The sequence below is a fragment of the Chitinophaga rhizophila genome (genome assembly GCF_019492185.1).
Lineage (GTDB): Bacteria > Bacteroidota > Bacteroidia > Chitinophagales > Chitinophagaceae > Chitinophaga > Chitinophaga rhizophila.
Window position 1 is genome coordinate 1,807,661 of sequence record NZ_JAICCF010000001.1, and the last position, 13,624, is coordinate 1,821,284.

General features: G+C 45.4%; 13 protein-coding genes. 3 read left to right on the forward strand and 10 right to left on the reverse strand.

The features are described 5' to 3' along the window. Positions 1-80 precede the first annotated feature (80 nt). Positions 81-1,151, forward strand: a complete 1,071-nt coding sequence (locus K1Y79_RS06755; protein ID WP_220249235.1) for an RluA family pseudouridine synthase — start codon at positions 81-83, stop codon at positions 1,149-1,151. A gap of 64 nt (positions 1,152-1,215) precedes the next feature. Continuing rightward, a complete protein-coding gene (locus tag K1Y79_RS06760; protein ID WP_220249236.1) occupies positions 1,216-2,880 on the forward strand; it encodes a gliding motility-associated C-terminal domain-containing protein in 1,665 nt (554 codons plus the stop codon). 86 nt (positions 2,881-2,966) lie between these two features. On the opposite strand, the gene K1Y79_RS06765 is transcribed toward K1Y79_RS06760, so the two are convergent. The 9 genes from K1Y79_RS06765 to K1Y79_RS06805 form a co-directional block, all read right to left on the reverse strand. Then, positions 2,967-3,896: a hypothetical protein gene (locus K1Y79_RS06765; protein WP_220249237.1), complete on the reverse strand. Its 930-nt coding sequence runs from the start codon at positions 3,894-3,896 to the stop codon at positions 2,967-2,969. A gap of 26 nt (positions 3,897-3,922) precedes the next feature. Continuing rightward, positions 3,923-4,756: an anti-sigma factor gene (locus K1Y79_RS06770; RefSeq protein ID WP_220249238.1), complete on the reverse strand. Its 834-nt coding sequence runs from the start codon at positions 4,754-4,756 to the stop codon at positions 3,923-3,925. A 2-nt stretch (positions 4,757-4,758) separates the two neighbouring features. After that, the gene (locus K1Y79_RS06775; RefSeq protein ID WP_012789579.1) at positions 4,759-5,310 is read right to left on the reverse strand and encodes an RNA polymerase sigma factor; all 552 of its coding nucleotides are present in this window, start codon (positions 5,308-5,310) and stop codon (positions 4,759-4,761) included. A 227-nt stretch (positions 5,311-5,537) separates the two neighbouring features. Then, on the reverse strand, positions 5,538-6,398 hold the full coding sequence (locus K1Y79_RS06780) for an anti-sigma factor (RefSeq protein WP_220249239.1): 861 nt from the start codon (positions 6,396-6,398) through the stop codon (positions 5,538-5,540). A gap of 4 nt (positions 6,399-6,402) precedes the next feature. After that, a complete protein-coding gene (locus tag K1Y79_RS06785) occupies positions 6,403-6,951 on the reverse strand; it encodes an RNA polymerase sigma factor (protein ID WP_220249240.1) in 549 nt (182 codons plus the stop codon). Positions 6,952-7,018: 67 nt separating this feature from the next. Further along, entirely contained in the window at positions 7,019-7,597 is a 579-nt protein-coding gene (gene def / locus K1Y79_RS06790) for a peptide deformylase (RefSeq protein WP_220249241.1), read from the reverse strand. 45 nt (positions 7,598-7,642) lie between these two features. Beyond that, on the reverse strand, positions 7,643-8,053 hold the full coding sequence (ruvX, locus tag K1Y79_RS06795) for a Holliday junction resolvase RuvX (protein ID WP_220249242.1): 411 nt from the start codon (positions 8,051-8,053) through the stop codon (positions 7,643-7,645). Positions 8,054-8,063: 10 nt separating this feature from the next. Further along, positions 8,064-8,930 (reverse strand): UbiA-like polyprenyltransferase, encoded by an 867-nt coding sequence (locus K1Y79_RS06800; protein WP_220249243.1) that lies wholly within the window; start codon positions 8,928-8,930, stop codon positions 8,064-8,066. Continuing rightward, positions 8,927-9,469 carry an RNA methyltransferase gene (locus K1Y79_RS06805; protein WP_317197473.1) on the reverse strand — a complete coding sequence of 181 codons (543 nt, stop codon included), beginning with the start codon at positions 9,467-9,469 and terminating at the stop codon, positions 8,927-8,929. The genes K1Y79_RS06800 and K1Y79_RS06805 overlap by 4 nt, the downstream gene beginning before the upstream one ends. 106 nt (positions 9,470-9,575) lie before the next feature. On the opposite strand from K1Y79_RS06805, the gene mutS reads away from it, so the two are divergent. Further along, on the forward strand, positions 9,576-12,182 hold the full coding sequence (gene mutS / locus K1Y79_RS06810) for a DNA mismatch repair protein MutS (protein ID WP_220249244.1): 2,607 nt from the start codon (positions 9,576-9,578) through the stop codon (positions 12,180-12,182). Positions 12,183-12,268: 86 nt separating this feature from the next. On the opposite strand, the gene K1Y79_RS06815 is transcribed toward mutS, so the two are convergent. After that, positions 12,269-13,591: a cytochrome c gene (locus tag K1Y79_RS06815; protein ID WP_317197474.1), complete on the reverse strand. Its 1,323-nt coding sequence runs from the start codon at positions 13,589-13,591 to the stop codon at positions 12,269-12,271. Positions 13,592-13,624 lie beyond the last annotated feature (33 nt).

A 13,624-nucleotide genomic window follows, 5' to 3' on the forward strand; every position in this document is an offset into this window, starting at 1 on the left:
GACGAATCTGGCAGGTACATCGTATAGACCTGCTTACTTGCGCGCGGTTATTTGTACCTTTGCAAAAATTTAAAATCCTCATGGCGGAAGAACTGATTGAACTTGACGATGAATTGGAAAATGGAGAAGGCAGCGAGGAGCTGTACGAGCGGGTAAATATTATAGCGGACAAAGGACAGGAGCCACTTCGGGTGGACAAGTTCCTGATGAACCGGGTGGAAGGTGCTACCCGTAATAAGATCCAGCAGGCCTGCGATAATGGAATGGTCATCGTTAACGACAAACCGGTAAAATCCAACTATAAGGTAAAAGCACACGACCGCATTGTGGTGTTCTCTAACAAAAATCCGGAGAATACGGAAGTACTGCCGGAAGAAATGCCGCTGGACATCGTTTATGAAGACGAAGATCTGATGATTATCAATAAGTTGCCCGGCATGGTGGTACACCCCGGCTGCGGTAACTATACTGGTACCCTAGTGAACGGCCTGGCCTGGTACCTGGGAGACCGTAGTACGACCCCTGTACCGGAACCGGCAATACCAAGATTCGGGCTGGTACACCGTATTGACAAGAATACCAGTGGTTTATTGGTAATCGCCAAGTCTGACAAGGCGATGAACGACCTGGCCAAGCAGTTTTTTGACCACACCGTACAACGCAGATACCTTGCCCTGGTATGGGGTGATTTTGAGGAAGATGAAGGAACAATTGAAGCCCATGTAGGCCGTCACCAGCGATTCCGTAAGATCATGGATGCATATCCGGATGGGGAATATGGTAAAGAGGCGATCACACACTATAAGGTACTGGAACGTTTTAACTATGTGACACTGGTTGAATGCCGTCTTGAGACAGGCCGTACGCACCAGATCAGGGTGCATATGCAGCACATTGGTCACTCCCTGTTTAATGATGATACCTATGGTGGTAACCGTATCCTGAAAGGTACTGTTTTCGCCAAATACAAGCAGTTTGTGGAAAACTGTTTTGAAATCATGCCGCGTCATGCCCTGCATGCGCAAACACTTGGATTTATCCATCCGCGTACCCGCAAACCTATACATTTTGAGAGTCCGTTACCGGAGGATTTTAAGTCTGTGCTAGAGAAATGGAAGCGCTATGTAAGTGCCAGACCACTGGAGGAGTAAATCCATTAAAAAATTAAAACATATCATTTTTTGTTTTAATTTAGCGGCTTACCCATGTCCCTTCATGAGAAACCTATACCTATTTATCGCGGTTTTGACAACCATGCTGGGTGCATTTAGTGCCCGCGCACAGACACAATTTACGTACTCGACGACCTGCCGGAATGATAGTGTTAGATTTGATATTGCACAAGCTGATCTTGCAGGTATCGACTCAGTACGTTGGTATTTTGGTGACCCGGCTTCCGGAGCGGCTGATACTTCACGAAGAATAAAAGGCGCCCACCTTTACAATACCATTGGTGACTATACTGTGCAGCTGATCGCCTACAGAGCAGGCGTTCCGCAGACATCTACCACAACATTTACCATCGTGGAGCCCGTCATACATGACTTTGGCCCTACGGATCAGACCCTCTGTGACAGCACCACAATTACTCTTACTGCACCCGATGTACCTGGCGCTACTTATGAGTGGCAGGACGGTTCTACCGAGCGCAGCATCCTGGTAGACTCGATGACAACCTACAAGGTGAAAATTAACGGGTGTCTGGTACCGGATTCTGTAAATATCTTTTATACACCTGTTCCTGAACTGGACCTGGGCGATAGCAGCCTGGTATTATGTATCGGCGAGACAATCGAGCTGGATGCCACCGCACAAAACTGTACGTATCTCTGGAGTACCGGAGAAATTACGCCAAATATCATTGTACACAGCGACACCGCGATGCCATCCACTCAGTATATTGTTACAGCAGATGCGAAGGGCTGCGGAGTATACCGGGATACCATATACATCGCATTTGCCGGCGCAGAACATCCGTTCTCTCTGGGTAAGGACACTATTCTTTGTCCGGGGGAAACTGTCACGCTGGATGCTTACACCGATGGCGCAACCGGCTACCGCTGGGGCAACCGTGCAACAACGCGGACTACTACTATCAGAAGCAGATGGGACCTGTGGGTATTTGTAGAAATCAATAATACCTGTGAGGTACTGGATACAATCCTGATACGTTATAACCCGGAAAAAGCGCTGGAACTCGGCAATGACACCGTTGTTTGTAAAGGCGAAACGCTGGTATTAAAAGCTGATTTTGGCACTGCCGCATATCGCTGGCAGGATACCTCGAAGCAGGCCACCTTTTATGTAAGGGAAACCGGTTATTATTGGGTAGAAGCGAAGGTGGGACGATGTATAGATCAGGATACCATTCATGTCATCTTTGAAGATACTTTACGTACTAATTTAGGTGCAGATACCTTGTTGTGTATGGGTACGGTGTATAACCTGCATCCTGACGGAGCCGGCGCTAATTATAAATGGCAGGACAGTTCGTCTTTACCGATATTCCCGGTTACGCAGGCAGGGCATTACGCGATCGTGGCCAATAATAGTTGTGGTCAATCAATAGATGAAATAGATATTGCGTTTCAGGAATGTGGTTGCCAGGTATATCTGCCTTCAGCATTTACACCTAATGCAGATGGGGTGAATGACTATTTCCGGCCGAAGGTCCGATGTCCGATCAGTGACTTTGAGCTGGTCATCTATAACCGGTGGGGACAGCGAATTTACTATACCACAGATCCGGAAGTTGGCTGGAAGGGCACGTGGGATAAAGGAAGAGTGCCAGTCGGCACATATGTGTGGGTGGTAGACTATAAGGTGATATCGACAGGAGAGAAAGTAAAGAAGACAGGTGCAGTAACCGTTATATACTAACAAGAAGGGATGCTTTTATACAAAGCATCCCTTCTTGTTTATAGATAGTTGACCAGATGAACGATAAGAACAGTTATTGACAGTTATCAGTTTGCCGTAAACGAATGAAATTTTGCAATGAATTTCGCCGTCTCTCTTTTCTTGAAGGGTACGTCCCAGGTACCATCATAAGTAACGAGCGCGGGAATGAGGAGGCCTTGTTGTTTGGTCATCTGAACATCCATTTTCACGTCGAAATCAAACATCATGGTTTTGTAAGACAGCGAGTATTTACGACCAACAATTTCAAAGTTATCTTTATTGAAGTAAGTAATCAGTTCGTTAACCACTACATCTCCCCTGTCTATACTATTCAGATCGGGCCTGGCTTTGGCGCTGAAGACATAACAGGTTACACCAAGATAGTCCTGGGAGGAGATAGCGAAGTTATACAGGCGCATTACTTCCGGATCGAAGATAGCGACTTTACCTCCAACGATGGGCACACCGCGTACAGGCTTACCTGGATTGAAGATGAGTTTTTTCAGCTGGGCTTTATGCCGGGCCATACTACCTTTTGCACTTTCAGGTTCTTCGCCGGTCGCGTCTGCGCAGACAGTACCTTTGGTAAAGAAGAGATTACCATACAGCTCGGCGGTGTAGTAATTGTAATCTCCTTTTTTATCAAAGAAGTCGCCGGTGACCTGCTGGTCGAGTACTTTCATACTACGGCATCTGCCTTGCATGGACTGTTGGGTTTCACTTTTCAGTGACGCCTGTACTGCATTGCTTTTATTGTAGATGCGGATGTCATTGTCAGCGGTATAACCGAGAAGGTGTAGGTTTTTAAAAGCACGATAGAAGGTTGTATCGTCTTCTACTCTTTTGATAAAGCTGTTGACGTCAAAGCCTATACGTTTGGCTTCAACGATCACTTCATCGAGGTTGACGGTCATTCCTTTATAAATGGCGGTATCCTGTGCAAAGGATTGTTGAAAGCATAGTAGTGAGACAGTGTAGATCCAGAGTTTTCGCATGTTGCGAAATTATGTATTTTCTTGTACTAGCTGGCTTTTCCTGCGACATACATCTGATCAAGCGTCGGGGCCGGGCTACCACCTTTCTTTTCGAGAGTGATAGCGAACATTTCAGCATTTTCGATCGATTTCATTTTGTGCAGCAGTTCGGTAGTGTTGGTAGTTTCGAGTACACCCATATCAACAGGTTTACCATCTACAATAGCCCAGAGCTGGTATTGTTTATTGGCAGCGGGCGCTGGCAGGTTGTTGGCCATGAGGAACACTTCCTTTGACTGCTGGTTCCAGTATACAGTTGCCAGTGCAGTTGGGAAGGGTTTGGTACCGGGCATCCTGACAGCTTTCATGGAGGGATCTTTGAAGATGTTGATGGTATGTTCCATCTGTTCCATGCGGGCGCGGTAAAGATTAGACTCGGAAGCTAATGTATTTTGTGCGGAGAGTAATGCTTCGTAACGTCCTTTGTAGTCATTTATCTGACCGAAGAAGATGTAATTCATGGCAACGCTACCCAGGAGCAGAAGGATCGCAGCGGCAGCAGCCCAGCGCCATGCGCTGTTGACATAAACGGTTTGTTTTGTTTCTTCCGGAAATTCAGATGTTTCGACATAGGTTCCGTTTTCCCGCGCTGTTTCTTCATCAGCTATTGTTTGAAGAAGGTTTTGTCTGATGAATGCGGGTGCAGGTTTTGCCTGCAGGATAATGTATTGTTCCATATCCAGCTGGCAGTCATTTACTGCAGCCCTTACTTCCGGATATTGTGCCATGGCGCGTTCCAGCTCCTCTATTTCGTTGGAGGTTGCTAATCCACTAACATAAGCTTCGATCAATCCGGACGATATGAAACGTGATGCGTCCACTCTTATACTAATTTTAACAAGTTTCTCAATTGAATAATTGCATTCCTCATCCTAGTCTTAACTGTACCCAAAGGGATCTCCAGCACCTTGGAAATTTCTTCCTGGGTGCAACCTTTATAGTACGCTAAATCAATGATGATTCGTTGTTCCTTAGTTAATTTTTCAAGAACCTTTGAAAGTCCAAGATGGTCAACGGATGGGTGTACAGTTAAATTACCTGTATATAAATGTACGTCATCTCCAATGTCTTGGATTTTCTGATCCATTTTATGTGCCTTTGAACGGAGTGTGTCAATAGCAGAGTTACGGGTAATATTGAGCATCCAGGTAAACAAACGTCCTTTACTTTCATCGTACCGGTCTATATTACGCCAGATTTTTAAGAACACTTCCTGCAGCACATCATTCGCATTACTCTCGTCGTTGAGCACTTTAAGTGCTACCCCGTACAAGGCAGGCGAATATCGGTCATACAGGTAGCCGAATACCTTCTGGTCTTTGGCTTTCAGCCCCTGTACCAGCTCAGATTCCGTATATGTGAACGCGGATTCCAAAACAGTTAATAATTTTGTTAAAAATACTTTTCACAGTGTTCACTACATTCAGCTGCAGGTGCTACAGTCTACTAACTGGTACCGGTACAACATGAAGTTACAATCCAAATAAATCCTAATAACGATGGTTAATGGGAATGCAATAATAAAGGAAAGATAGCAATTATTACGGAATAATTGATAATGAGCGTTATAGTTGGAGGAATGGAGTAAAATTAGTGAGATGGTCAACCGGCAACTTTACCAGCTACATACATCTGGTCAAGGCTTGCTGAGGTGCTGCCGCCTTTCTTTTCGAGGGTTACTGCGAATACCTGGGCATTTTCAACAGCTTTCACCTTTTGTATGACGCGGGCATTGTTACCCAGTTCAAATACACCGGCATCAATGGGTTTACCGTTAACGATAGCCCATAACTGGTATTGCTTATCAGCAGGCGGCTCGGGTAGTTCCTGTGCCAGGATGAAGGTTTCTTTGGTTTGCGGATTCCACCCTACGGTAGCTACGATGCCGGTATGTTTTCCCATACCCGGCATGCGGGTCCATTTAAAAGCGGGATTTTTCAGAATGTCAGCCTCTTTGCGAACCGAGGCTAGTTCATCCTTAAGCGCTTGTTTTTCGGCATTAATAGCTTCCTGTTCAGCCTGCATTTCGGCATACTGATCTTTAAACTGATCGGAATTGCCATAAGAGACTACATTCATGGTCACACTGGCCAGCAGCAATATGATAGCTGCAACGGCACTGTATTGCCATATACGAATAGGAGCAACACCTTCGCCTTTTTCTTCGGAGAAGGGGTCGTCGTATGTTTTTTCGGTAGTAGTTGTGATTGGAGATGCAGCGGGTGTGTCTTGTACATCGTCTTTACGCAGGCGCTCCATGAGCTGCCGTTTGATACCTGCCGGCGGTTTCTGGGCCCACAATTCTATGTAGCGCTCCATATCCTGCCGGATGGCGTCTGCTGCGGCTTTTACTTCCGGATACTCCTGAATGGCTCCTTCTACCTCACGGGCTTCAGGTTCAGAGAGCAACCCTGTAACGTGATTTTCAATAACACCGGACGATATGTAACGTTGAACATCCACTTGCTTAGATCTGTTTTAAAATATTCCGCAATTGTATGATCGCGTTACGCATCCTGGTCTTCACAGTTCCCAGAGGGATGTCCAATATCTTCGCTATTTCATCCTGCGTACATCCTTTATAATAAGCCAGGTCTATAATAACACGTTGTTCCCTGCTGAGTAGTTCCAGCACTTTCACGAGTCCGAGATGATCTACAGAAGGGTGAATAGCCAGTTGTTCAGAAGCAAGGGTATTGCTGCCTAATTCTGCAACCTTTTGTCCCATTTTATGGGACTTTGAGCGGAGTGTATCAATAGCAGTATTACGGGCGATATTCACCATCCAAGTAAACAGACGGCCTTTGTCGGTATCATAACGTTCAATACCACGCCAGATCTTGAGAAAGATTTCCTGCAGCACATCACCGGCCATTGACTCATCGTTAAGAACTTTAAGTGCAATACCGTATAATGCCGGTGAATAATGATCATATAAGTACCCGAAATGTTTTTCGTTCCTCGCCTTGAGGCCAAGTACCAATTCGGATTCTGTATATGTGACTGCCGCTCCCAATGTATTGTATTAGTTTGCAGGCACTAAAATAACAGGCTTTTCTTACATTACAAAATTTTAACTTATTTTATTTGTGAAATATCATTTTGTAATCAACGTTTATCTTGCCTTTGGAGATGTCGTCCAGCTTACCTTTGATCATCCTGCGCTTTAATGGTTTCAGGTGATCAATGAACAGTTTACCATCGATATGGTCGTATTCATGGAATATTACGCGGGCGGTAATGCCGGTGAAGGTTTTTTCCTGTGGCTGGAATTTTTCATCTACATAACGTAGCGTTACGGTTTCGGGACGGTATACGTCTTCGCGCACTTTAGGGATACTAAGGCAACCTTCGTTGTATGCCCATTCATCTCCGCCTGTGCTTACGATATATGCATTAATGAATGCCTGTTTGATACCATTATCGCCCGGGTAGTCTTTTTTCTCATCTTCTTCCAGGCTGTTAATGATCTGCTCACTATCAACCACAAAAAGACGGATAGGTCTGTTAATCTGCGGAGCAGCCAGTCCAACACCATTGGAAGCATACATGGTTTCCCACATATTTGCGATCAGTTGCTCTAACTGCGGGTAATCAGGAGTTATATCTTCACACATTTTACGTAATACCGGATGACCGTAAGCAACTATAGGTAGAATCATTGTATATTTTTTTTCAGAAATGCAAAGGTAAGAATGAATTGGCAATTACTTATTCTGCAAATATTCCTGCAGTATGATAGTGGCGCTGATCTCGTCAACCAGGCTTTTATTCTGCCGGTCTTTCTTTTTGAGTCCGCTATCAATCATTGCCTGAAAGGCTATCTTGGAGGTGAAGCGTTCGTCCACTTTTCGTACAGGTATCTGCGGAAAGTTCTTTTCGAGGATACGTACACACTCAGTGACCAGGGCGGTAGCATGAGTTGCACCGCCATCCAGGTTCTTCGGGTCTCCAATCAGAAACAGCTCCACTGCTTCCAGTGCCAGGTATTTCTTCAGATAAGGGATCAGGTCATGAGTAGCGACAGTAGTCAGTCCGGTAGCAATTAGTTGCAACGGATCGGTTACTGCCAGCCCTGTTCTCTTTTTTCCATAGTCAATCGCTAATACGCGCGCCATATAATATATATTATCCGAATATGAACATGTCGGCGATGGCGAATACGGCAAACACCACACTGGCGATACCATTAGTGGTCATGAAGGCAATATTGACACGACTGAGGTCATTGGGTTTTACCAGCATATGTTGCGTAACCAGCATTATTATAAATACAAGCGCACCGATAGCATATACCCAATGGAACTGGCCATAGATACCTATAATAACAGCCAGCAACCCGGCTACGACGTGAAGACCTTCCGAGAAGTGCAGCGCGCCAGATTTGCCTAACCAGGTAGGAATAGAATTTAAAGCAAGAGAACGGTCAAAATCTTCGTCCTGGAGGGAATAGATAATGTCAAATCCTGCCACCCAACATAGTACCAGTACAGACAATAACACCGGTAATACTGCAAATTCCCCGGTCACAGCCAGGTACGCTCCTACCGGTGCCAGGGAAAGCCCCAATCCGAGTACCAGGTGACAAAAAGCCGTAAACCGCTTGGTATAGCTATATCCCAGTACCACCATAAGCGCTACAGGAGATAAAAGGAAACACAGCAGATTGATAAACCAGGTAGTGGCCATGAACAACAGGCAGTTAACCACCACAAAGATGAAGGCGTTTTTTTCGGTGATCACCCCTTTCGGAATCTCACGCTGTACTGTACGCGGATTCTTCCGGTCGATATCCGCATCAAGGTACCGGTTGAAAGCCATAGCCGCGCTACGGGCAAACACCATGCACAGCACCACCATCAGAAACGTTTGCCAGCTAAAAACAGCGTCCGTCTTGACAGTAGCGATGAAAAAGCCTGTCAGTGCGAAAGGCATTGCGAAGATGGTGTGGCTGAATTTAACCAGCGAAAGATATTTATTAACAGTTGCGATCATGATGACTGTTGTTTTTTCAATTTTGCAAAGATATCCCAAACCACAATACCAGTACTCACGGATATATTCAGGGAATGTTTCATACCTGATTGAGGTATTTCAATACAGCCATCCACAAGTTTCATTACTTCACCATCCACACCGGATACTTCGTTACCGAAAACCAGCGCTAGCGGCTTTTCCGCGTTCGGCGTGTACTGATCCAGCATAACGCTGTTCACTGCCTGTTCAACCGCCATAATAGTATATCCGGCTTCGCGTAATGCATTAACTGCTTCTACGGTAGTTGGAAAGTATTGCCATTCAACCGTTTCTGTAGCACCTAATGCTGTTTTCTGAATATCGCGGTGCGGAGGCACAGGCGTATATCCACATAAAACGATGCCTTGTAAGAGAAATCCATCTGCTGTACGGAATACGGAACCGACATTATGCATACTGCGTACATTGTCAAGTACCAGTACCAAAGGAGTTTTATCTGCCGCTCTGAACTGGTCAACCGTCTTACGGCCTAGTTCATCCATGCTAAGTTTGCGCATTTTGCAAAAGTACAATAAAATGTAAAGTGTGAAGAGCCCTACCAATTTGCATTTTCAATTCTCAATCCCTAATTCTTAATTTCCAATTCTCCCATATATTTGCCGAATGGCAAAAAGCAAATCGGTAGAAACCCCGCTCATGCAACAGCATAAGGCCATCAAGGCCCGTTACCCGGACGCTGTGCTGTTGTTTCGCGTGGGAGATTTTTATGAAACTTTTAATGAGGATGCGATCATTGCATCCAAAGTATTAGGTATTGTACTGACCAAAAGGGCTAACGGATCTGCCTCTCAGCAGGACCTGGCAGGATTTCCTCATCATTCCCTGGATACCTATCTGCACAAACTGGTAAAAGCCGGTTACCGTGTGGCCGTATGTGACCAGCTGGAAGACCCGAAAGTGGCAAAAGGTATTGTGAAACGAGGAGTTACCGAAATGGTAACGCCGGGAGTTGCAGTAAACGACAAGATCCTGGAAAACTCCAGCAATAACTTCCTGGCGGCCGTTCATTTTGGAAAAGACCTTAATGGAGTCGCCTTTCTGGATATTTCTACCGGAGAATTTTTTATAGCGCAGGGTAATCTTGAATATGTAGATAAACTACTGCAAAGCTTTAAACCAGCAGAAGTCATATTTGCTCGCCAGCAACAGAAACATTTTAAGGAGCAATTTGGCTCCAGGTTTTATACATATACACTTGAAGAGTGGATCTTCACTGCCAATTATGCGCAGGAGACATTGCTTAAACAGTTTGAAACCCACAGTCTGAAAGGTTTCGGCGTAGAAGGGCTGCCTGAGGCTATTATAGCAGCAGGCGCATGCCTGCACTATCTGCGCGACACAGAGCATCCTCACCTGCAGCATATCACCAACATCCAGCGTATTGAACAGGATGACTTCCTGTGGATGGACAGGTTTACCATCAGGAACCTGGAACTGCTGAGCAGCAGCGTAGAGAATGGACATACACTGCTGAAGACACTGGATACTACCGTTACGCCAATGGGAGCCAGGTTATTGAAGCGCTGGATGGTACTTCCGCTTCGGGATATCAACCAGATCAATGAAAGGCTGGATGTAACAGAATACTTTATTAAACAGGGTGACCTGGCAAGGGAAGTACTGCAACACCTGAAACAAACGGGTGACCTGGAACGTCTGGTTTCCAAGATTCCGCTGCGTAAGATCAATCCACGCGAAGTGATGATGCTCGCCAAAGCATTACAGCAGGTAGAAGGCGTGAAAAAGCTCCTGGATGCATCCGACCATCCATACCTTAAGAAACTGAGCGAGCGACTGGATCCTTGTCCGGGCATACTTTGCCGCATTATCGAACAGATAGTGGAAACACCTCCGGTGCTTGTCAGCAAAGGAGGCGTAATTCAGGATGGCATACACGCGGAGCTGGACGGGCTACGCACGATTGCGCACTCGGGTAAGGAATATCTGCTACGTATACAGCAAACAGAATCTGACGCCACTGGCATTCCCAGTCTGAAGGTTGCATTCAACAATGTATTCGGTTACTATCTGGAAGTTACCAATGCGCACAAAAACAAAGTGCCTGAAACCTGGATCCGTAAGCAAACACTGGCAAATGCAGAAAGATATATTACGCCTGAGCTGAAAGAATATGAGGAAAAGATAGTAGGAGCAGAAGAGAAAATCCTTGCCCTGGAAATTCAACTGTTTGATGAATTGCTGTTAGCCTTGCAACCGCATATTCAGGCTATACAGCAGAACGCGCAGGTACTTGCACGTCTGGACTGTCTGCTGAGCTTTGCCAACAATGCCATTCAATATAAATATCATCGTCCTAAAGTAACAGAAAGCTATCATCTTGATATCCGCGAAGGCAGGCATCCGGTGATTGAAAGGGGTTTACCACCAGGAGAAAGTTACGTAGCAAATGACATTGTGCTGGACAAAGAACAACAGCAGATCATCATTCTGACGGGGCCTAACATGAGTGGTAAGTCAGCCTTACTCAGGCAGACAGCGCTCATTACCCTGATGGCGCATATGGGTAGTTTTGTGCCGGCTACGGCAGCGGAGATAGGGCTGACCGACAAGATATTCACCCGTGTAGGCGCATCTGACAATCTCAGCGGAGGCGAGTCAACCTTCATGGTAGAGATGAATGAAACAGCAAGTATTATCAACAATATTACTCCGCGCAGCCTGGTGATACTTGACGAGATAGGCCGTGGTACGAGTACATATGATGGCATCTCCATTGCATGGAGTATTGTAGAATACCTGCATGATATGACTCCGCATAAGCCTAAAACACTTTTTGCCACACACTATCATGAACTGAATGAATTGGAAAATAAACATGGTCGTATTAAGAACTACCATATTACCAATAAAGAGTCAGGCAATAAGGTGATCTTCCTGCGCAAACTTGCACCAGGTGGTAGCCGTCATAGTTTTGGTATACATGTAGCGCGCATGGCGGGCATGCCACCTCAATTACTGCAACGTGCTAATGAAGTTCTTTCACACCTGGAACAGAAACATATTGATGCGCCATTGGATAAGCATGTGAAAGATATTGCAGGTCCTGCACAGAAAGTACAGCTTAGCATCTTTGATGCCCACAGTGATACGTTTAAAGAGATCAGGGATATGCTGGGTGAGGTAGATATCAACAGGCTTACGCCGGTGGAGGCGTTGTTAAAGCTGAATGAGATCAAGAATCTCTTATAACAAGCCCATTACCTGTATTTACAAGAAAGGGACTGTTCAGATAAATGAACAGTCCCTTTCTTATTGTTGGTATATAACTAATGGTATTAAGGTCGTTTTAAGTCGCGCCCTTCATCCCCCTCTTCATATGATAATGTCATCATAATCATTGTCAGCATTTCATCTTTTGTTCGCATAGCGCCGTATACTAACTGGGGCGGAAAAGAAGGATTTGAGGCGTTATTCACGGTGTTATCATATTCACCCTCCATCATCAGCACAGCTCCTTTGGGCAGTTTAACCATCTTCGGAAACCAGTAAATCTCCTGCCAGTTAAAATCCCATTGCGGAACAGAAACAAGCCTGATAGTGTCTTTAGCCGGTGTAACAGCATATGCTTTGAAAGACTTACCTAACAGGTGCATATGTGGCCAAACGTATAATAATGACTGTGTTTCAGTTAGTTTTACTTTCAGCTTGAAAGACTTTTCAACATTCGCAGGGATATAGAAGAATGGTTCAATGTCTTTTTCTCCTACTCCACCGGAACCGTAAGTGGTAGCATTGATGATCCGCTTTATCAGTTTCTTTCTGAAATAGAACTGTACTCCGCTGATAACTTCTTCATCTTTTCCTACAGGCGCATAGTGTACGGTGAGCAATACGACGCCACGTTTTGGCATCATCCACCCAATATCCTCAGGGTAGGATTCGTAGCTACTGCCTGGGATCCATCCACCGAAATACTTCATCTTTTTACGATAATTGATATACTGTTGGTAATAATCCAGGTGAGATTCTGTGTTATCTACATAATCAGCAGTATTATCAAAATCGGCGTGAGGTACGTCATTGATTTCGTAATTGGCATGATGAATAACCTTACGGTTGCTGGACACAAACTCAATGGCTTCGACCGCCATAGAATCAGGCAGTTCAAACGGCAGTTTATATACAATAAAGCGCTCTACATTATCTCCTTTCAGTGTATAAGCAGTTTTCATCTTCACAACCAGGTCGGGCTGTCGGTTATTAAGCGTGCCCGTTGTTGTTACTGGAGGTTCTTCCTTAACAGGAGCATCGCCTTTAGACATGCCTGACTCAGCCCATTCACCGATCAGCCTGATTTCTTCGGCTGTAAGCCTTCTTTCGTTGGCAAATGACACATAGTGCGGATCAGGTTTCCAGGGAGGCATATAGCGACTTTCTGTTACACGCTTGATGAAATTGGCTCTTTTGGCAACATCTTCATAAGTGATAAGCGAGAAAGGAGCCGCGTCTCCGGGACGGTGACAAGGAGTACAATTACGGTGGATAACAGGCGCGATATGCTGAGACCAGGTAACCTGCTGGGCGGACACGTGGAGTACCGGCATTACTAGGAGCAGGCAGCAGCAAAATGATATAAAACCTTTGTGCAGCGTTTTCACAGGAATTAGGAATAAGTTAAGACCTGTAAGGTA

Bases quoted from the DNA above. Each gene is read 5' to 3' on its own strand.
- K1Y79_RS06765 (WP_220249237.1), bottom strand. From the start codon at position 3,896: ATGCGAAAACTCTGGATCTACACTGTCTCACTACTATGCTTTCAACAA.
- K1Y79_RS06760 (WP_220249236.1), top strand. From the start codon at position 1,216: ATGAGAAACCTATACCTATTTATCGCGGTTTTGACAACCATGCTGGGT.
- K1Y79_RS06805 (WP_317197473.1), bottom strand. From the start codon at position 9,469: ATGCGCAAACTTAGCATGGATGAACTAGGCCGTAAGACGGTTGACCAG.
- K1Y79_RS06755 (WP_220249235.1), top strand. From the start codon at position 81: ATGGCGGAAGAACTGATTGAACTTGACGATGAATTGGAAAATGGAGAA.
- K1Y79_RS06800 (WP_220249243.1), bottom strand. From the start codon at position 8,930: ATGATCGCAACTGTTAATAAATATCTTTCGCTGGTTAAATTCAGCCAC.
- ruvX (WP_220249242.1), bottom strand. From the start codon at position 8,053: ATGGCGCGCGTATTAGCGATTGACTATGGAAAAAAGAGAACAGGGCTG.
- mutS (WP_220249244.1), top strand. From the start codon at position 9,576: ATGGCAAAAAGCAAATCGGTAGAAACCCCGCTCATGCAACAGCATAAG.
- def (WP_220249241.1), bottom strand. From the start codon at position 7,597: ATGATTCTACCTATAGTTGCTTACGGTCATCCGGTATTACGTAAAATG.